19 protein-coding genes and 2 pseudogenes are annotated in these 21,273 nt (G+C 33.5%); 11 read left to right on the forward strand and 10 right to left on the reverse strand.

From position 1 onward, the window contains the following. The first annotated feature begins 43 nt into the window (after positions 1-43). Positions 44-280 (forward strand): hypothetical protein, encoded by a 237-nt coding sequence (locus MK119_RS05645; RefSeq protein WP_290671712.1) that lies wholly within the window; start codon positions 44-46, stop codon positions 278-280. A gap of 271 nt (positions 281-551) precedes the next feature. Next, positions 552-677, forward strand: coding sequence for a hypothetical protein (locus MK119_RS05650; protein ID WP_290671714.1), 126 nt, complete (start codon positions 552-554; stop codon positions 675-677). A gap of 144 nt (positions 678-821) precedes the next feature. Here MK119_RS05650 and MK119_RS05655 read toward each other — a convergent pair whose 3' ends face one another. The 4 genes from MK119_RS05655 to MK119_RS05670 form a co-directional block, all read right to left on the reverse strand. Beyond that, positions 822-1,106, reverse strand: coding sequence for a hypothetical protein (locus tag MK119_RS05655; protein ID WP_290671716.1), 285 nt, complete (start codon positions 1,104-1,106; stop codon positions 822-824). Then, a complete protein-coding gene (locus tag MK119_RS05660; RefSeq protein WP_290671718.1) occupies positions 1,049-1,291 on the reverse strand; it encodes a hypothetical protein in 243 nt (80 codons plus the stop codon). The genes MK119_RS05655 and MK119_RS05660 overlap by 58 nt, the downstream gene beginning before the upstream one ends. Before the next feature lie 116 nt (positions 1,292-1,407). Beyond that, positions 1,408-1,683 carry a hypothetical protein gene (locus MK119_RS05665; protein WP_290671720.1) on the reverse strand — a complete coding sequence of 92 codons (276 nt, stop codon included), beginning with the start codon at positions 1,681-1,683 and terminating at the stop codon, positions 1,408-1,410. Continuing rightward, complete coding sequence (locus MK119_RS05670) at positions 1,676-2,311, reverse strand: TetR/AcrR family transcriptional regulator (protein WP_290671722.1); 636 nt, start codon at positions 2,309-2,311, stop codon at positions 1,676-1,678. Before MK119_RS05670 ends, MK119_RS05665 begins: the two co-directional genes overlap by 8 nt. Positions 2,312-2,383: 72 nt before the next feature. Between MK119_RS05670 and MK119_RS05675 the strand changes: the two genes are divergently transcribed. Together MK119_RS05675 and MK119_RS05680 are read left to right on the forward strand one after the other, a co-directional pair. Beyond that, positions 2,384-3,529, forward strand: a complete 1,146-nt coding sequence (locus MK119_RS05675; RefSeq protein WP_290671724.1) for an FAD-dependent monooxygenase — start codon at positions 2,384-2,386, stop codon at positions 3,527-3,529. Next, complete coding sequence (locus MK119_RS05680) at positions 3,530-4,009, forward strand: hypothetical protein (protein WP_290671726.1); 480 nt, start codon at positions 3,530-3,532, stop codon at positions 4,007-4,009. It abuts the gene before it with no gap. 11 nt (positions 4,010-4,020) lie between these two features. Here the strand turns inward: MK119_RS05680 and MK119_RS05685 are convergent, their stop codons facing one another. The 5 genes and pseudogenes from MK119_RS05685 to MK119_RS05705 form a co-directional block, all read right to left on the reverse strand. Further along, positions 4,021-4,617, reverse strand: a complete 597-nt coding sequence (locus MK119_RS05685; RefSeq protein WP_290671728.1) for a hypothetical protein — start codon at positions 4,615-4,617, stop codon at positions 4,021-4,023. Positions 4,618-4,873: 256 nt separating this feature from the next. Further along, a complete protein-coding gene (locus MK119_RS05690) occupies positions 4,874-5,278 on the reverse strand; it encodes a hypothetical protein (RefSeq protein ID WP_290671730.1) in 405 nt (134 codons plus the stop codon). After that, on the reverse strand, positions 5,279-6,196 hold the full coding sequence (locus MK119_RS05695) for a hypothetical protein (protein ID WP_290671732.1): 918 nt from the start codon (positions 6,194-6,196) through the stop codon (positions 5,279-5,281). It abuts the gene before it with no gap. 26 nt (positions 6,197-6,222) lie between these two features. Next, positions 6,223-6,975 (reverse strand): annotated as a pseudogene (locus MK119_RS05700) (S8 family serine peptidase). Positions 6,976-7,628: 653 nt separating this feature from the next. After that, a complete protein-coding gene (locus MK119_RS05705; protein ID WP_290671736.1) occupies positions 7,629-7,820 on the reverse strand; it encodes a hypothetical protein in 192 nt (63 codons plus the stop codon). A gap of 315 nt (positions 7,821-8,135) precedes the next feature. On the opposite strand from MK119_RS05705, the gene MK119_RS05710 reads away from it, so the two are divergent. From MK119_RS05710 to MK119_RS05730, 5 genes and pseudogenes are all read left to right on the forward strand, one after another. Then, a complete protein-coding gene (locus MK119_RS05710) occupies positions 8,136-9,767 on the forward strand; it encodes an alkaline phosphatase family protein (protein ID WP_290671738.1) in 1,632 nt (543 codons plus the stop codon). Between the two features lie 247 nt (positions 9,768-10,014). After that, positions 10,015-10,293, forward strand: coding sequence for a hypothetical protein (locus MK119_RS05715; protein ID WP_290671740.1), 279 nt, complete (start codon positions 10,015-10,017; stop codon positions 10,291-10,293). A gap of 159 nt (positions 10,294-10,452) precedes the next feature. Further along, positions 10,453-13,065 (forward strand): annotated as a pseudogene (locus MK119_RS05720) (pyruvate formate lyase family protein). Positions 13,066-13,235: 170 nt separating this feature from the next. Further along, positions 13,236-13,634, forward strand: a complete 399-nt coding sequence (locus tag MK119_RS05725) for a hypothetical protein (RefSeq protein ID WP_290671742.1) — start codon at positions 13,236-13,238, stop codon at positions 13,632-13,634. Between the two features lie 173 nt (positions 13,635-13,807). Then, complete coding sequence (locus MK119_RS05730; protein ID WP_290671743.1) at positions 13,808-15,925, forward strand: phage tail tip lysozyme; 2,118 nt, start codon at positions 13,808-13,810, stop codon at positions 15,923-15,925. 40 nt (positions 15,926-15,965) lie between these two features. On the opposite strand, the gene MK119_RS05735 is transcribed toward MK119_RS05730, so the two are convergent. After that, positions 15,966-16,517 carry an RNA polymerase sigma-70 factor gene (locus tag MK119_RS05735; RefSeq protein ID WP_290671744.1) on the reverse strand — a complete coding sequence of 184 codons (552 nt, stop codon included), beginning with the start codon at positions 16,515-16,517 and terminating at the stop codon, positions 15,966-15,968. A gap of 116 nt (positions 16,518-16,633) precedes the next feature. On the opposite strand from MK119_RS05735, the gene MK119_RS05740 reads away from it, so the two are divergent. Next, positions 16,634-17,800 (forward strand): FecR family protein, encoded by a 1,167-nt coding sequence (locus MK119_RS05740; protein WP_290671745.1) that lies wholly within the window; start codon positions 16,634-16,636, stop codon positions 17,798-17,800. A gap of 212 nt (positions 17,801-18,012) precedes the next feature. Continuing rightward, a complete protein-coding gene (locus tag MK119_RS05745) occupies positions 18,013-21,141 on the forward strand; it encodes a TonB-dependent receptor (RefSeq protein ID WP_290671746.1) in 3,129 nt (1,042 codons plus the stop codon). Positions 21,142-21,273: the final 132 nt, after the last annotated feature.

The following is a 21,273-nucleotide window of genomic DNA, read 5'->3' on the forward strand; positions in this document are numbered from 1 at the left end:
ATTTCCCATCTTGTTTTCGATAACTAAACAAATAATTCGCATTATGAAAAATTTAAAGTTTAAAAAAATAAAAATCGCTAAAATTAATAATTTGAGCATGATTTTAGGTGGAAATAACGAGCCAGGTAGATATCAAGAAACTGTAATTTATAATTGTTTGCCAGACACTTTCACATGCCCGCCTAAATTTACCGAGGATCCTAATTACACTACCTGTCAAACAACAAACCTTGGAACAAAAACACTAGGAGATTTTGCCGAAACTTATGAATGTGGCTGATAATTTTTATTCTAAAATAGATTTAACTGGAGTATTGTTTTGGAGTATTGAAAAGTATAGTTTTTCAATACTCCCAATTTTAATAATTACTGATATACAGCGACTTACAAAAAAACCTCGTGTCGCTTTTCTTTTTTTCCTTATTTTTCATAGTACTGTTGTTTTATACCTTCTTTATACCCTCAATTCGATAATCAAGGGTTGTCTTTTTTTATTTTCACTATTTAATATTCTTTATTTGATAAATTATTAATTTCAAAATCATTTAATCATGAAAAAAAGAAAGCTTAAATCTTTAATTCTAAACAAGAAGTCTGTTTTTAATTTAGAGGCAATTCAAGGAGGCAATAAACCTATTAAGGATAAACCATTCGATGACTCCTGGGCATTTTGTTAATGTAAATTATAATCATCTTAGGACAGTCGTGGTTGGAGGAAAAAGTCTTCCGACAATAACTGAATAAAATCCTGCTTTTTTAACTCATTATGTCTATAAATTATTAAAAAGCGTTGAGTATGTTTTGAGTATTTTGAAATAGTTTTAAACTTTTCTTATTATATGTGCCATATTGAAAAGTAAAGCTTCTACTTTTTCAAAATAGTTCGCATGCCTCTTTTGATGATATATGCCGTTTCTTTGGAATCGGATTCCTTTTTGCCATTGTGCACAAAGTGACGAAACCCAATTTTGTTGTGACTTGCTAGCATCATTCAACCAATTTCCAACGGCATCACGCACACATTTTGAAGTATCTGATTTTAGTGAACTTAGTATTGGTAATGCTTTTGATGGATTTTCTTGAAAGGTTGGTGTTTTTTTGTCCAAGCACCAATTGATCGCATAGATTCTACAGCAAATCGACGTACATTTTCATCACTACTGGTAGTCCATCTCGTTAACAATTCTAGGGAAGTGTCTAAATCAGTAATCATACGTTCTTTTGTGGCAAAAATGACAACTTCGCGCAGACCAAAATGTGAATCAGCTGCATACGGTTTCATCGCTTCCAATAAGTCAGGAACTGAATCTTGATGTGTACTTTGTGCCCAACATGCCCAACAACGTACTAAATCTGAAGTACCTCTTTTTAGGTTGTCATATATTTCTTCATTAGAAGTTTATAAACCTAAAGTTTTCCCAATGACTTTTGTGTTGCTATTGGCTGTTGGCTTTTTTGTGCATTAACCGCTACTTCAAAATCGTCATACCAAGCTAATTTATCAAGAGATCCCAATGTAATTTTTAATAATCCCAATTGATCTGTCGCCAACCATTCCATTAAGTTCTTTGTTTCTACCAAACCTTTGTTTAGGTATTCAACTACTTCAGGATTCAAATCTTTTAAACTTCTTGGTCCTTTTCTATCAAGTATATGTGCTGGAATTAGTTCTCTTTCACTCATGTTTTTTTGTGCTTATATTCATTTGTTGAAATGCAGTTCTCCCTTTTTTTGTTAAGTACGGAAATATTTTTGTTTTGAGCAATAGAGCATGTTTTGAAATTTCTTCTTGTGTAATAACATCGTTTTCTAAAGAAAGTGATGGAAGCCAAAAGTCGTTTAAAATTTTGAGCTCTTTAAATAAGTAAACATATTCATCTTCTATGATTTCTTCTCGTATTAAATCGAGTCTTATCAATTCAGACATTAATAGTTTAAATTGCTGTTCTCTTATTTTGATGAGTTCTCTGTAATGTGTTTGTATTTGCGAATAATTTCGAGTGATGTGCACAAAATCGAGCATGATAAAACGATATTCATAAAAATTTTCCGCAATGAGATCAGAGATTTTGAAAAAGCTTTCTAATAGATTGTCCTTACTAACATTTTGAAGTGTCATTGCATCCATCTTGGCTACCAATTCAAGATATAAAGACACTACAATATCGTCACGTTTTTTAAAATGATAGGTTAAATTTCCTAAACTAATGTTCATATCATTTGCGATGGTACGCAGCGATACTTTGGAAATTCCCTGTGCATTGAAGAGTTGTAACGCAGTTTCTAAAATTTTTTCTTTGGTTTTTTTCATTAAAAATAATTCCAATTAGTACAAATGTACTATTTTTGTATTAGTACACTTGTACTATTTACATGTTGCATTATGAAAACAATTACAATTATAGGTGCAGGAATTGGAGGTTTAACAACTGCACTCGCCTTAGAACAAAAAGGATTTCAAGTAGTTATATATGAACAAGCCAAAACTATAAAACCTATGGGAGCTGGCATTATGTTAGCTAGCAATGCTATGAAAGTGTATCAAAATTTAGGTATTGATGTTCAATTGATTTTAAATGCCAATCCGTTATACTCCATGAATATTACGGATAAAAACTTGAACGCATTCTCGAAGATAGATTTACAATATTTTAAGCATACATATAATTTGCAAAGCATTTCTATTCATAGAGGAAAACTCCAAGAAATACTACTCCAAAATTTAAAAACGACTGAGATTCATTTACATCATACTTTAGATAGCTTAACTAAAGAAATTGATGGATATACATTGCAATTTCAAAATGGTCAACAAATAAAGTCTTCCATCATATTAGCTGCAGATGGTATTTATTCCAACGTTCGAAACGTGCTTTTCCCTAATAGCAAACTCCGTTCTATGAAACAGGTTTGTTGGCGTGGTGTTGCGAATTTTACATTGCCCAAAACATATCAAAATGAGTTGAATGAAGCTTGGGGAAATGGCGATCGTTTTGCATTTGTTCAGCTTCATGAAAATCAAATGTATTGGTATGCTGTAAAATCATTTACACAGCACAAAGATGAGTTTTCTACAGAAGATTTGTCATCGTATTTTTCAAGTTATGCTTCTATTGTACAAGAAATTATAACTACTACTCCATCGCAAAATATTCACGAGACAGTCATTGAAGATTTACAACCCATTTCTAGTTGGCATGATGAATTTGCTTGTTTGATTGGTGATGCGGCACATGCTACAACTCCAAATATGGGACAAGGTGCTTGTCAGGCAATCGAAGACGCCTTAGTCATTGCAAATTGTTTGAAAGAGTGTGATACTACAGAAGAAGCTTTTCGTAAGTACCAAAAACAACGTAAAGCTACTGCTCACAAAGTAGTGAAACAGAGTTGGCATATTGGTAAAATATCACATTGGAAACATCCTGTAGCAACGTTTTTAAGAAATGGTTTGCTTCAAATTTTTCCTCAAAAATTGAATAGAATACAGTTAGAGAAATTATTTCAACTTCAAAAAACTCCCGCATAAATGAACGTACTCAATATTCATATTCGAAAAATTGAAGTTTCCAAAGCAACACTTCTTCCTTTGTTTGCAACACTTTCTAAAAAAGAAGATCGTATTTGGCCAAAAGAAAAATGGCCTTCCATGCGTTTTAAAAACGGACTTATCATAGGTGCTGAAGGTGGACACGGTCCTGTGCGCTATAAAGTGCTTGAATATGATGCTGACGGTTATGCAATGTTTGAGTTTTTAAAACCAAAAGGCTTTGTAGGAACGCATACTTTTCAGATTACCGAGATAGACGAAAATACAAGTGTAATAAAACATACAATTTCTATGAAGACACAAGGATTTGGAACTTTTTTGTGGATTTTTGCGATTCGATGGTTACATGATGCTTTGTTAGAAGATGCCTTTGACAAAGTAGAAAATCAATGTATAAATACTAAAAAAACTACTTCATGGAGTTTGTGGGTTAAAATTTTGAGCAAAGTCCTTAAGTAGTGTTGCCTACACTACATTATCCTGGAAAAGGCAACTTTTACACTGCTTCCATCTACAATGTGAAGGTACACAACAAATATTTTAATTGCTCCCCATTTATTTCTAATTTCATATTGATTACTGTTTACAATCTCAATGTTTTTGATGCCTTCGTATGAAGGCGGAATGACTTCTTTGGAAGTATTTAGCGCTACTGCAACTACAGAGTGTAAACCAAACATGCAATATAAAAGTTCACTTTGGTCACTCTTACTCGTCAAACGAACCGTGGCGTACTCTTTCACAAAATAATCAAACGATTGGTATTGTTGTAAATGAACTGTTCCTGATGTAACTATAGTTGTATCTGCCTTTTTTTGTGGAGAAAATAAACCTATTTCTAAAGGTTTATTTCTTTCTTCATTTAAATTTATCACCTGTTGAAATCCAAAAGATGTATCTCTCCAAAACGAGTAGAGAATTGAAGTTCCGGATTGTGCTACTAGCAAAGTATCCCAAGTAGAAGAAAATATAGATAGTTCTTGTTTGTAATTGTTACTTGCTTTAAATGACCATATAACAGGAACAGACACGTTTAGGTACATCTTCCCATAGTCTTGATATGCCAACTTTGTAACCTGATTTATTTGATAGTTGTTGTTGTTCTAATAAGATTTTAAAAGAGCCTAAAACACATATACTTAAAAACAATACCATCCAATTTTTATTGGATGGTATTTTACCTTGATTTTACTATTGAAGTCTTGTATCAAAAGTAGCATCTTCTGTTAAAGATAAGTTTACGATGTAGATAGTTTGCCCAAAAAAGTTTTTTGATTCTTGGTATGTGTTTCCTGCTTCAAAAACAGCATTATCTAATGTCTGTCAAATTGGAGGTAAGTCGTCTTTCTTCGTATTTAAAAATACAGGAACTGGTTTGTTTGCTCCAACAATTACCAACGCAAGTGTAGCAGATTGTGATCTTGCTGTTAACGTTAAGGTTTGAATTGCAGAAGTTGATTGTCCTCCAATAGACTTATATTGATCTACGTTTTTGCTACTTGACGAAAGCTTATAGTCTGGCGATTTCCCTCTGTTTAATGTGGTTACATACAATCGATTTAAAATAGAAATCAGCTGTTCTTTTAGTTTAGGTTCTTTAATTCCCATTGATTTCAATAATGCTTTCAAGGTCCAATCCTTTAACCCATAAGCAACAGGTGTGACTGATTCTACATAGTTTTGATTAATTAATTTTGATTTACCTGAAATATAAACTGGTAATACCATTCACATTACATCATCTTTACCTTTATTGTCTACAAAAAGACCTTTTGGCAACGCAGTTCCTGGCTTCACAGTTCCAGCACTAAACTTTCTTGTATAGTTCACATAAATGTTACAGTCAATTCCTACATTGTCGCGCAAAAAAGTAGCCATTGTTAAATAAATTGGATCACTAAAAGTTACTAATTGAGGACTTATGGCATACATAGGAGTAGCATTGACGTTTAACAACCAAATTAACTGGCTTGTCATTAAGATGTTCTCTCGATTTCCTAAAGCATCCGTATACAATAAAAATGCTGCCATAGACTTATGATCATGTGTAGAATCTGTTAACTCTTTAGCCAATGCGCCAGGTTCTTCGCTTCCATTTGAATTTGTAACCTTTGGAAGATTTTCATACCATGTTTTCATTAAGGCAGTAAATGTGTCTAAGTTATTTCGTGTACCAAAATCATACGATGGTTGTCCAATAGCATCGATTAATTGAGTATTTCTAAAAGTAGGGTAACCTCCAGGATTAATTGCAGGGTTAAAAGTTGTCTCTGCATTAGAAGGAGTTACATTAGAGGACCATTCACAAGATGATTCTCTAACTTCAGAAGGAGTTACTGTTGATACAGCCAAAGGTGCCGCTGCTGGTGTTACTTCTTCCATTGGAGCTGATATTTCTTGTAGCATTACTGCATCAGGCGGTTGTTCATTCATTGTCCCTAAAGACGTTACTTCTGTTTCGTTTTCCATGTTTGTATTATTTAGAGTTAAAAAATTATAAGGATTGATTGATGTATTATTTTTTGGGCGTACAGCAGGACTGACCCAAGGTGCTTTCAATATTTTATCAACAGCATAGGCTATATGTAAGCGTCCTACCATAATTGGATCACAATTAATATTTTCATTAATCGTACAAGGCGTCACACTTTCCAATAAGATTTATCGAATTGCTAAGAGGTCTTTTTTCTTTCTAACTGTATTTGTATGCTTGCCAAAAGTCCAGCAATTCCACTTACCAAAGCTGTTGAAAAGCTCGTTCCATTTGCAATAGCTTTCTGGTTGTTAGTACCAGTTGTTGATCCTACAATATCTTCGCCAGGTGCAACCAATCCTTGTTCCGCAGTGAGTGTACTCCAATTGCTAAAGTTAGAAGCTTTCCCATCTTGTTTTATAGAACCTACAGCTAAAACCGTTGGATAATTTGCAGGCACATGTATACCATCTTCTCCTTCATTTCCTGTAGCAGCAATCACCAATACTCCTTTCTTTTCGCATTCTTCCAAAACACTCGCTAAAGAGGCAATAATTAGATTTTTACTGTGTAGCCTTTCTCCTCCACTTATGTTAATTATATCTGCATTTTGTGCTAACGCACTGCGAATTCCTTGTTCGATATCGGATTGTGAACTACTTAGTAAATTTGCGTTTTCATCTTCTTGATAAATACTTTTTACCAATCATGAGCAATTTGGAGCAATTCCCAAAATTCCGCTATCGTGATTTGCAAAAATCAAACTACTTACAAATGTGCCATGAGTAGAATTCACTTTTTTGTGCATGTATGTATCTAGTAATTTAATATTAGCTTCACGTAAGGCTGGATGTTGTAGATCAACTGTACCATCTAATACTGCAATTTTTATCTTAGGATTTCCTTTAGTTATCTTCCAAAGCTTATCAATTCCGGGTAATATTTCAATTATGTTTGCTTGTTGTTCATTTTTTAGTTTAAATTCTTAACTCAGAAAGTATATTTTCACACCTTTACTCCTGGTAATTTTCATATATAAAACTATAAATGAAATAAACGGTAATTAAAAAATATGAAGTTAATGTGTCGTTTTCATGTTGTGAATACACACTAATTTGTTGTAAAGTCTCCACTAAGGATTCTAATAAGCAATATTGAATTATTGATGAATGTATTATCTTAAAATAGTCAATTCCTTAAGTATCTTTTTATATTTCACACCTAAAGTTACACTATGATTTCCACTAAGAATGACTAAATTGTCTTTGGGTATAATTTGCTCTTTTGCAAGGTTAATGATAATATATTACAATGTATTTTGCATAAATGTAGTCATATCTAAAACTCTTTGATTTTGCCCAATGAAATAAGTACGACAAATTTTTCTTTCTCTGTAATAATATTACAGTATCAATTTTCTACTTCTACATACAGTATGTTTTTTTGTAGTACTCTATGTAACACATTTCTCTTTTTGATGAATAAATTTTTCTTATTGATTATGAAATCCTGATCCTCATTTACAACTGTTAATGATTGTAATTGGATTTTTTCTAAAATATTTTCTAACGCATAGAGTATTTCTATTTCATTAAAAGGTTTGTATTACACAGCAAAAGGTTTTGTCAACTTTGCACGTCCATAAAAATCCTGATTTTCAATAAAAGCTATTCCATCTGGTTTTCCATCAATATACATATCTATAATGATAATATATATGGGTAATCTATTATATAGTAATAAAACTTCTTGGTAACTTGCAGCAACTCCAATCACATTATAATAATATGACTCCAAAAAGTTTTTTAAACTTGCTACTTTTTGAGACTTTTCTTTTATTAAAAAACATTTATTGTAACTATCCTGGCAGGTTTTGAAAAATAAAATCATAGTAATTCAATAAAAAATACATCAATGGAAAAAAAAATGTTGTAAATGGCAGCTATTCATGAGTGAATAAATGATTCAAAGGTTTTTTCTTGTATTACATTCTTGAATCTTTAAAAATTTAAATAACATTCCTACAGGAAATTACTTGTTTTCATGTTTCTGTTTGGATTCCACAGCATTATCTCATAAATTAAGGTACTAAACCCTTCAAAACTACAAACTATGCAAACCTCCAAACAGGAAAAAGATTCCCAAAAAAAGAAAATTAAACATGTGATTGTGGTGATGTTTGAAAATCGCTCCTTTGATCACATGTTAGGTTTTTTATACAACGATAGTTATAAAAATAAAAATACAGACAAGAAGAAAATTAATGTTTCTCCACTTGGACATTACTATTCAGGATTGACAGGAAACGAGACCAATCCTGACAATGAAGGAAATGCGCATAAAGTTTTTGCTATTGATAAAAATGATAAGTACGCGTACTATATGCCAAAAATGGATCCAGGAGAAGGTTATATGAATACCAATTTTCAGTTATTCGGTAGCTTAAATCCTCCTTATCAGCCTGGAATTGCTCCAAATCAAGGTTTTGTACGTGATTTTGAAAATAAAATAGGCAATAAATACTTTGGTGATCCACCATATCATCCTTCAAAGAAAACTACAAGTAGCACAACAGATTCTAAAAGTACTGCTCCCAAAAAAGTATATGACAAAAACTATGATCATTCCAAAGATTATAAAAATGATAGCTACAAAAACTGGTATCAACATCACGAACCACCAACATCTGGTATTGAAATCGTAAGTAAATTTCCTGGAACGGAACCTAATGACATTATGGGTATGTATACGCCAGATACTTTACCTATTTTATCAGGTTTGGCAAAAGGCTTTGCGGTGTGCGATCACTATTACTGTTCGGTTCCTTCAGAAACACTCCCAAATAGAGCATTTATGCACATGGCTACTTCAGAAGGTCATTTGTATGATGAAATAAAGTCATATAGTGCGAAAAGTATCTTTAAAAACCTTTCTGATCACAAGCACAGTTGGGGAATTTTTGCTGATAAACTACAAAAACCTTACACGTATAGCTTTTGTCAAGATGTTGCTGATAATCCTACGCCTCCAAATTGTTTTTGTGGAAGTTATGACGATTTTAAATTGGTTTTAAAAGGAGAGAATGGAGCAAAACTTCCTGATTATGTATTTTTAGAACCTTCTTGGGGAAGCTATGGAAATAGCCAACATCCAAACTATGATGTCGCTGCTGGTGAAAAATATATGTTAGACATATACAATACTGTACGAGAATCAAAATATTGGGAAGACACACTTTTAGTGATTAATTATGATGAACATGGAGGTTGCTATGATCATATCACGCCACCTTATGGAGCAACGCCGCCAAGTCCATCAACACAGAACAAAAACGGATTCAAATTTGATCGCTTTGGTGTACGTGTTCCATGCGTATTAATTTCTCCTTGGATTGAAGCTGGAACGGTTTACAGAACTAAAGGCGATGTACCGCTAGATCATACGTCACTATTAAAAACGATAGAAAATTTATTTGACTTGCCACACTTAACTGAACGAGACAAAGCAGCTTCAGACGTCCTAGATGTTCTTACAAGAGAAAAACCACGAAAAGATAATCCGCTTGAAGGAATTGAACCACCAGTGGCAGATGCTTCTGTAAAAATCCCTAATCACGCATCGCAAATTGTAAGAGCACAAGCAGATGCAATTACTGATAAAATCAACAGAGATACTGGAACACAAAACACAACTCCTGAGTTCCATTCTGATGAAGAAGCCAATGCTTACATTCATCAAGGCTAATAAGAAATCCATTCGATAGAAAATTCATTTGAAAAGCTCAGCAATATTTGTGCTGGGCTTTTTAAATAAAAACTTCCAAATTGATTAATACTAGAAAGGCGTTTATAGATATTGTAAATGATCTTAGATAAACAATGTGTGTCTTTTAAGCTTTATTGACTAATAAAGAAATTAGCAGTTAGATTTTTCTTATCTACTGTAAAGCAAAAAAATATAATTTATTCAAAAGTAACTTATAACCAACCAAATGAAAAACCCAAAAAAAACACCCGTTTTAGATGATCGAATCTCACAAATATATCATCTTGCACAACCAGGTTTAATGTGTATGCCATCCAATGGAATATTCTTAACTATTGAGTTTAATAGAGCTGGTAAAAATGCCAGAGAAGAAGTTTTATTTGCCATTCGCGAATTAACAAGAATCGCAGAAGAAATGGAAGTAGTATCTAGAATTGTTGCTGGATTTTCAGCTAGAATTTGGAGAAAATGGACTGGAAAAACACCTCCCGGAGGACCAAAATGAAATACCATTCTAAAAGAATCCGATTACTTCAGAGATACACAAGGCGATTTATTTTTGTATTTAAAATATGAGGATTTCAAAAATTGTGAACGGCTCAAAATAATAACACTCGAATTCTTAGAACCATTTATTAAAAACCTTTCTGAAACGCATGGAAAAATGCGCAAGGACAGAAAAGTATTAGATCATCATTTTTATGATGGTATTACAAGTCCTTTCGATCCTGCTCAAGTAGTAGGATCAATTATACGAGATGAAGATACTCCGTATGCTGGAAGTAGTTGGGCATTTACGCAACGCTTCAATGTGAAATGGGATTTCTTCTCACGCTTAAATACAGATCAAAAATCAGATGTTATTAGTCGTAATTCGGAAGGTGTTATTATTCCTGATGATAACAAACGAAGTCATATTCAACGTGCGAGAGTTTACAACAATCAACGTGAAAATTTAAAATTAGTTAGACAGGCACTTCCTTTTGGTCATTCAGTTACAGGAGCTGGCAGAGAACAAGGAATTTATTTTGTAGCCTACGCTAACGAAACTGCCTCCATGGAGAAAATCATGCGTAGTATGGCTGGTGATGGGCATGGTTCTGCCCCAGATCATCTATTAAATAATGTACAAGGTATTTCAGGCGGTTATTTTTATCTGCCAAATGTTATGGAACTAGGTTCACAACACGGTTTAGAAAAAAGTGATTTCCATGTAGATCCGCATTGGAAAATAAGAAGTAAAAACGGTTGGATGTTTTATAATTCAAATGACTATTTAACGGTAATGGGAACAGATCGTTATCCTGATCCACCGTCACAACGTATATTACACCTCATAGGAAATATTTTTAGTTTATGGAGAAGTCATTGGTATCAAGTTCGTAATATTCCAGAAGTACCGCATTTAAAAAACTTCCTTAAGCCTGATGAAAAATGGGTAATGCAAGCTCCGATTCCTATTAGAAAAGGAATGGCAATTAAAAAAAGTTTAAGCTTGGTCAATACAAATCCGCATTATCCACAGACTCCAAAAATGTATGCTTGGCAAGCAGATCAATTTCGAATAGATCCGATGGATATTTTATTCGGAATCATGCCTGAACTTTCGCTAGGACGCGGGAAAGAAATCATGCCAAATTTACGTGATGATGAAAAACAATATGCCTTTTCGCTAATGCTGGATGAATCTTCCGCAATGGGACATGTGGTGCCAAACCATAAAAAAATGTTGGCTATCGGTTTAGGAGGAATGATCAAAGAAGTAACAACACATGAGAAAAACGCAACAGGAGAGCAACTCACATTCTATACTTCTTCTCGTTTGGCACTAGAAGGTGTTCAAGGATGGCTGAGCAATTATGCAAACATGGCTACACAAATGGCTAAAGACAAAAAGCACAATCCTGAAGAGCGTAAAAACCTAAAAGAAATTGCTGCTAGAGCTAAAAAATTAATGACTAAAAAACCGGATAGCTTTATTGAAGCAGTACAGCTCGTTTTTACCATGCATGCTTGTTTCCATTTAACAGGAAACCCTGTGGCTGTAGGACGATTAGATCAATTATTAATTGACTTCTATGAAAACGATACTATTTCTGAAGAAGCAGCACAAGAAATTATTGAAGCATTCTGGATAAAGTTAGGTGAAAAAGCATTGCACAATCGCCATTACGCAACCGATCATGTAAGCTATGGAACAACGGCAGTTTCCTATATCGGTGGGAATTTCCCTCAAGGTGGCGGAATCAACCAATGGGTACAACAAGTAACTGTTGGTGGATATTTACCAACCAAAGGCAAAAAAGGAGAACCTGGCGCAAATCCAATTACACTAATGGCATTAAAAGCCTCCAGAAGACTTCCGCTAAATGCACCTTGCTTGTCTTTAAGAATTTATAAAGGCATGGATAAAGAACTCTTAACCGAAGCTGGGAAAGCCTTATTAAGTGGCGGAGCACATCCAATTTTATTCCAAGAAGATAGAATGATTAAAGGTTTAAATAAATTTACAGGATTCCCAATTGAAGATGCTAGAGATTTTGCTTGTGATGGTTGTTATGAGACTATGATTGCAGGGCAAACTGAATTCTGTTTCAGTAATATTACACCTTTTGATGCTTTTGAATGTACCATGAATCAAGGTGCAAAATATAGCATGGCTGGACCAATTTATTTGAATGGTTGGAAAACTTCTTGGCGATCTCCGCATGCAAAAGATATTAGAACATTTAAAGAATTCAAATCTATTTTCTTACAACATCTTGAGTAGTTTACGGTCCAATTCTTTAATGGCACATTAGAAAATTATGGAAACCTATGGAAAATATGTCCAAGTCCGATGCTTTCTACCATGATTGAAGGTTGTGTTGAATCTGGAAGAGATTTAACGAATGGAGGCGCAAAATACCATACCATTGCACCAATGTTTGTCGGTTTGGCTACAACAATAGATTCACTATATGCGATTAAAAAAATGGTGTAAGATATAGAAAGTGCAGTTTGTACGCTACCAGAAATGCTTGATTGTTTACAAAACGATTGGGGATATGATATGCAAGAACCTTCACAAAGTACTTTAGAAGGACAAACACGAATTGATGTCACTGCTAAGCAATATAAACAATGGCGTCAAATAGCATTGAACTTGCCTAAGTTTGGTAACGGACATCTCGAAGTAGATGAAATAGGAACTTGGCTATCCAGAAAAATGTGTGATATGGCAATGGATACCTTAAACAACCCGCCAAGTCCATTAAAAGAAACCTTAGAAAATTAGAGAAAAACTATTCAACTCCAAACAGAAAATGGAAATTACACCTATGTCCAGGTGTCGGAACATTTGAAGGCTATGTTGGTGATGGAGCCGGTAGTGGAGCCTCTGCTGATGGTCGTAGAAATGGTCAGCCATATCCATCAGACTTTAGTCCAACACCTGTTCCGCAAGATTTGGATGCCATCCCACAGCACGAAGATTCGACACAACCAATTCCAGGTACGTATAGAGAAATTTATAAAGCCATGAATAGTTGGGATAGTAAAGAGATTTATCACAAAATTTCAAATGCTTCTCCAGTAGATTTGAATGTAAAAGAAGATTTCCCTCTAAAGGATATGGTGAAATTCATCACAGAATATTCAAAAGGAAAAGTTGGTTCAAACCTCATCACTATTACCGTAGCAGATCCTGACACTTATCAGATGGCAGCCCAAGAGCCAGAACGCTTTGAACTAGTCAGAGTTCGAATGGGTGGATGGACAGAGTATTTTGCCGCCATGTTTCCAGAACATCAAAAGCAACACGAAAGAAGACCGTTTTTCATACCAGAGAAAAAATCAAAAAAATAATTTTCTATTTAAAAGTAAAAGCTCAATAAATATATGTTGGGCTTTTTTTATTCGAAAAATTGCATGGTAAAAAAGGGGTTTATCCCCAAACACAAAAGGTGCAAACCTTACTATATTGATTGATTTTGAGCGTATCTTTATAAGATAGTGTAACCTGCTAAAATGATTTTCTAATGAAAGCTTCATCAGTTACTAAAAAAACTCAGCCAAAGAAACAACATCAACAATCATTCATTAGGCCAAAAAAGGCAAATACTAGATCAGGTACGTCTCAAGAATCTCTTTTTATTCAAGCTAAATTAAGTGTTGGACAACCCAATGACAAGTATGAAAAAGAAGCAGATGCAATGGCAGATAAAATTGTAAAGAAAAGTAATTCCCCAAGCACTAAAATTCAACAAAAAGTAACATCAGGAAACACTTCAACCATAAGTCGAGTTCAATTAAAATCAACAAACAACAGAAATACAACTTCGACTTCTGCTGCTTTCGCAACCTCATTAAACATATCCAAAGGTGGTGGTCTTCCAATGACAAAATCTGTAAAAAAAGAAATGGAATTTGGTTTTGGAAGAAACTTCAACAATGTGCGAATTCACACCGATAGCAATGCTATACAAATGAGTAAAAACATTGGCGCAAAAGCATTTACAAATGGTAATAATATCTATTTTAACAGCAATCGATATAGTCCAAATTCTACAAGTGGAAAACGATTATTAGCTCACGAACTGACACATGTAGTACAGCAAAAAAATAATACCCAAACAGTACAAAGAGATCCAGATCCAAGTGCTGCAACCAGTACTCCGAATACAACACAAACACAAGCAACTATTGATGCAGTGCCAACCTTAGGAGGACAAATCGTAATGACAAGTTCCATGCTATCCACGAAAGTAGGTCCACCTAGTCAAAATCAAGATATATTTTTAATCATTGGTCCCACAACAAAAATAAGTCAGATTGGAACTGTATTATTACCACTTTGGAATACAGCAACACCAGTTACTCCAGAAGGTTCAACAACGCCAAATATTACAACTCCATTAACCGCTGATGAATTGGCGAAAGGATTGTTAGTATTCAATCGATACAGATTAGCCATACCGCCAGCAGCAGTTCCGCCTGCAATGACTAACTGGAAAATTGGCATGCGTTTTCCGTTACCAATACGAGTTGACACAACAACAAATGAAGGTATTTTGCATCCGCTAATTATTAGAAACCTGGCAGGAATATTTGATACTTCTTGGAATCATTTACTAGATGAATTGCCTCAACTTATTACGAATACGACACCTGCAGATTTACAACAACAAGCACAAGACTTTTTAGCTACAAATACGAGTGCCCTTTCTAGAGGAATTGGATTAATGGTAAAAGCAACTCGAAATGCAGTAGCAAACGAGCAACTTATTTTAGAAATTTTCAATGCTGTTGGTAACGGTGCTTTTGATTTAGCATTAGATTTCATGCAACACTCAGTTAATAGAGATATTTCACTTTTACAAGGTCAAGAAGCTGGAGCCAGAATTTTGGCTAGAATAACTTCATTATTAGCTACTGCTCCTGCTAGTCTGAGTGCGGATCAACAATCCAAACTGCAGCGTTCACAACATATGTTAGGCTTAGTTAGTGCTGTACAACCAGAGCGACTCACAACTTGGGAAGCTACAACGGTAAATGATCGTATGGTATATGTGATGCGACTTCTGATTGACAACTATAACTTTCCTGTAAATGGAGCCGCTGGTTTGGTTGGAAACTTATATAGTGAATCAGGTGTTTTACCAAATAGAATTGAAGGTAGTAATATAGCAACGCCAATGCGAGCGAAGAATTTTTCTGGATCCACTAGAGATTTTACACCAACCCAAATTATGAATAGAAGTTTTAGTGGACAAACTGGACCTAGAAAACCTGGAATTGGTTTGGCACAATGGACCAGTGCAAATAGACGAGAAGGTTTATTTGAACATCGTTTTAGAGGCCGTGAAGATGGAGAAAATATAATATTCAATATGGAAGCACAGGTTGATTATTTGGTTACGGAATTAATGGGCTCATATACTTCTGTCTATAATGTAATTACTGCCAATGATGTTTCAGTAAATGATGCAAGTGATGAGGTTATTTATAATTTTGAAATTCCAGGATCAATTTTATCTGGAGGATCAAAACTACCTAGATCTAATTCGCAAGTACAAACTTCCTTTGGGCATAGGCGAAACAATTCAAATAGAGCTTTACGTGTGTATAATGAATCGCAAGCAAATACAGAAGAATAATCTTTAAATTTTGAAGAGTCGCAATAAAAAGTGTACTATATTAAATACCAGAGTTAGAGTTGCGCAAATTATTTTTTTCTTTTAAGAAGCTCAGCGCTTTAGACATTTGAGCTTCCACTGTTTTTATAGAAATATTTAAATCGTCCGCTATCTCTTTATATTTTTTTCTTTCAAATTTAGCTTTGATAAAAACTTCTTTACACCTTGGAGGCAATTGATTAATAAGTGTATTCAGGTGATTTAATTTTGTTTGATAAGCTTCATCGTTTTCAGTACTATACGTTTCATATAGCACATTCCATCTTAACGAATCTAAAAAATCTGATTTTGTTTTTTCTTTTCTAACATGTTGCAAAAACTGATTATGACAAGCTTTAAAAAGATAATTTTTAATCGATGTAGTAACTTCTATCCTTTTACGATTTTCCCATAGTTTAGAAATTACATCTTGAACTAAATCTTCCGATAATTGATAATCGCCACTTAGTTTAAAAACATAATTGCACAACCATTGATAATATTCAGAAAATAAAATTTTAAAAGCATTTTCCTTGCCTTCTTTCAATTCATTAAGTAGCTCAAAATCTGTCATTTTTATGAGAAAACTTTAACAAATTAATAAAAAATATAAATATAAGTAGGGGTTTTTTGTTAAAAATACATCTTATAAACAAAACCACTCTATCAAGCGTTTATAAAAAATAGTAAATGACAAATTATAAAGCTTTAATTAAAAAACTTGCAGAAAATAATATTTCTTCTACCGAAAAAAGAAAGTTGGAAGAGTGGGTTTTAAGTAATGACGAAAACTTAAAAATATTTTCAGATACTTATAAAGAATATCAAAAGAATATCCATAATGCATTTGATACAGATGCAGCTTTCAAAAAATTCAAAAGTTCAATAACTACCAAAGACAGTAAAGTATTTAAACTATCTACATTTTATAAATACGCTGCGGTTTTAATTATTTTGATAAGTCTAGGTTACTTTTTATTTGATAACTCTAGCACTGCTAATTTGGAAACCATTGTAAAAACCAATACCGATGTTTCTACAGATAATAATTCTGGTACTTATATTACTATAAAACTTGCTGATGGTTCTAAAAGGGTAATTACTTCCAATTCAGATGAAGACCTTAAAGATGCTAGTGGAAACATAATTGCAAATAATAGTGATAAAGGTCTACGTTTTAAAAATGATTTGAAAACTAAAGAACTTGTTTATAACGAAATTTATATTCCAAATGGTAAAATATTCAAATTGGAATTGTCTGATGGAACAACTGTGTGGCTAAATGCTGGAACTCGTTTTAAATTCCCTCAAAACTTCACTCAGCAAACAAACAATAGAACTGTTTACTTAGATGGTGAAGCATATTTTGATGTAACAAAAAATAAGGATAAGTCTTTTATCGTACACACTAAAGATATTAATGTAGAGGTTTTAGGAACACAATTCAATGTGTCTTCTTATGCTAATGAAGCGGCTGTTTCTACAACGTTAGTGGAAGGTAGTGTAAACGTATTTTCAAATACATCACAAGAAACAAAAATGCAATTACGCCCTAATTTTCAAGCCAAATACAGTAAAGTTGACCGCCATTTATCTAAGGTAGAAGTCAATACCGAAATTTACACAAGTTGGATTAATAATAAACTGATCATAAACAATTTAAAGTTTCATGAAATCTTAAAAAAATTAGAACGTAAATACGATATAAGTATCACGAATAAAGTACATAAATTAAACAATGAAATTTATACGGGTGAATTTGAAAATGAAACCATAGAAACCATATTAGAAACCATATCCCTAAGTACAACTTTTAATTACACAATCCATGGAAATAAAATAATTATTACAAAATAAAAAAAAGGGAAACGTTGCAGCGTTCCCCTTATTTTATATTGATCATTAACCTAAATATTAACGACCAAAACACATCCAAAATTATGAAAAAATCTTTGAACTCTTGTTATTTCTCAAAGGAATCGGAATCATATAGGAAATTTAAAAACTTAAAAATGAAATTAAGCTTTATTTTAACTTTTGTTTTTATGTGTCAAATTTTTGCGAATTCTATGTCATCGCAAAATGACATAACCTTCAAATACAATGATGTAAAACTAAAAACAGTATTAAAAGAAATAAAATCACAGTCTGGATTTAAGTTCTTTTATAATACCAATGAAATAGATGATTCTAAAAAAGTGAGTCTTTCTGTTCAGAATGAAACACTAAATTTAGTACTAAAAAAACTCGCTGCAATTTCTAATTTTGATTATAAAATTAATGATAATCAAATCGTTTTAACGCAACGAAAAGTACAAGTAGAATCGAAAATTAAATTAAATAAAGAAATAAAAGGAATTGTAAAAGATGAACAAGGGAATCCTTTGCCCACGGTAAATGTTGTTGTAAAAGGAACTACTATTGGTACGCTCACTGATTTTGATGGTAATTTTACATTAAATATACCTGACGACAACACCATCGTTGTAATTTCCCTTTTAGGATATGCTCCCCAAGAAATAGATTTTGAAGGTAAAACATTTGCAGAAGTTATTCTAAAAGAAGATGCAGCACAATTAGACAATGTTCTTATTGTTGGTTCAAGAAACCCAAGTCGTACAGCAGTAGATACTCCTGTAGCAGTCGATGTTATTGATATGGCAGGAATTACATCCATAGGCGCTCAACTATCAATAAACGAAATACTCAACTATGTTGCCCCTTCATTTACTTCTCAATCTCAAACTGTATCTGATGGCACAGACCATATCGATCCTGCATCATTAAGAGGTTTAGGTCCTGATCAAGTGTTAGTGCTTATCAATGGAAAAAGAAGGCACACTACCTCATTAATAAATGTAAATGGTACTGTTGGGGCTGGAAGCGTAGGTACAGATATGAATTCTATTCCTACAGCAGCCATACAACGTATAGAAGTACTAAGAGATGGGGCCGCAGCTCAATATGGATCAGACGCAATAGCTGGAGTTATAAATATAGTTCTTAAAAAAAGTACAGGTGAATTAGATTTGAATCTGACAGCTGGAGCTAATTTCAGTAAAAATAGCAATCAATTTGAAGGCGGATCAGATGGAGAAAAATTTCAATTAGACGCCTATTATGGAATACCTATTGGAGAAAATGGTGGTTATCTAAGTTTTTCAGGAACCTTATCTACCCGAGAACCTGCGCTGAGAAATAAAGATTATGCTGGCGATATTTTTAGAGGTTTTCATGGCGCCGAAAGAGTTTTTGCTGCAAATGGAGGTGTCGTTGCAAATATGACACTCGCAGATTATCAAAATGCTGCAGCTGGTATTAATTACCTTGATCCAACAGTAGCCGCACAAATAGCTGCTTTAGATGTGACTCAACAAGCAGATATAGATACATTAAGAGATTTATTGAACTTTGATGCAGATGAGCAAGAATTGGCAGCAAGAGGCTTAACAAGAAAAGATTTTAGATTTAAAGTTGGAACGTCAAAATTAAGAGAAGGAAAATTCTTTTCCAATCTATCTATTCCATTATCTGAAGAAACTGAAATTTATGCTTTTGGAGGTATTAGCTATAGAAAAGGGTTAGCTTCTGGCTTTTATAGACGTCCAGCGCAAGGAGATGGTAGAGCTAACACACCTGCATTTCCAAATGGTTTTTTACCGAATATAGGTTCTGATATTTTAGACAAATCAGCTTCAGTAGGTATAAAAAGTAAAAGTGATAGTGGTTGGAATATCGATTTTTCAAATACATACGGAAGAAACACCTTTGGGATCACTGTAGGCAATTCTAGTAATGGAACTTTGGGTGTTTCTACACCTCGAAGCTTTGATGCTGGTGGTTTTGATTTTATGCAAAACACAACAAACCTTGATGTTAGTAAATTTAACGAAAGTATTTTTAATGGACTTAATATTGCTTTAGGTGCAGAATTTAAAGTAGAAAGATATGGTATTATAGCTGGAGAGGAAGCATCTTACACTAGCTATGATATAAACGGAAATCCAGTTAATAGCGCAACGCCTGACGATCTTTTAGTTACCAATAACTTTACAGGAGCAGCATTAGGAGGAGGCGCTCAAGTTTATAGAGGCTTTGATCCTGGAAATGCAATCTCCAAATATAGAAACAACCTTTCTTTTTATGCAGATATTGAAGCAGATGTATCTGAAAAATGGCTAGTAAGTCTTGCGGGACGATATGAAGATTATTCAGATTTTGGAAGTACATTTAATTATAAATTGGCTACGAGGTATAAGTTATCAGATAAATTTTCAATCAGAGCTGCCAACAGTACTGGATTCAGAGCTCCATCTTTACACCAACAATTTTTTAGCAGAACTAGTACGGTTTTTGTAGACAATGTTCCTTTTGAGCAAGGTACATTCACAAACGATAGTAGAGCTGCGTCTTTAATTGGAATCGATAAATTAAAAGAAGAAACATCTAGTAGCTTAAGCATGGGATTCACTGCCAAATTTGGAGATTTCACTGCAACAATTGATGGATACTTAATTAATATAGATGATAGAATTGTATATAGTGGAAGCTTCGGAAATGGTGGAAATCCTGAGTTAACAGCAATATTTGAAGCTGCAGGAGCAACAAGCGCTCGATTTTTTGTAAACGCAATAGATACGAAATCTAAAGGTCTCGATATTGTCTTAATTCACAAAAAAAACTTTGGAGAAAACACAACTTTAAAAAACAATTTAGCAGCGACTTTCACGGAAACTACAGTAGATAGAGTCTTTGTTCCACAACTTATTGAAAATGCAGGGTTGAGTGGTTCATTTTTTGATGGTCAAGAAGAAGCCTTTTTGACTTTAGCCCAGCCTAGAACAAAACTTAATTTATCACATTTATTATCAATGAATTCATGGGATTTTTTATTGCGAAACGTATATTTTGGTGAAGTAACAGATCCTGATGATTTTAACGGTGACCCTAGAGTAGCTGGTACTGAGGTAAGTCCTGATGCCATTTATAGCGGAAAAATTGTTACTGACCTCTCAGTCACTAAAAATTTTAATGACAATTTTGCAATAACCATAGGAGCAAATAATTTGCTTGATGTGTATCCTGACGAAAATAGAGAAGGCGGCTCATCAGGAGATCAATTTGTTTTTTCTAGAAGAACCTCCCAATTTGGATATTCTGGTAGATTTTTGTTTGCTAGATTAAAACTGTCATTATAAAATACTATATCCACACAACATGTTTAATTATTATATTTGATTTAGTTTTTTAAGTGAGAATTAATTCTAAGTAGAGCTATGTTAACATAGCTCTACTGTTTCTTTTTCCAAATCGTTTTAATATAAGTTTTG

The organism is Kordia sp. (genome assembly GCF_022447245.1).
Taxonomy (GTDB): Bacteria; Bacteroidota; Bacteroidia; order Flavobacteriales; family Flavobacteriaceae; genus Kordia.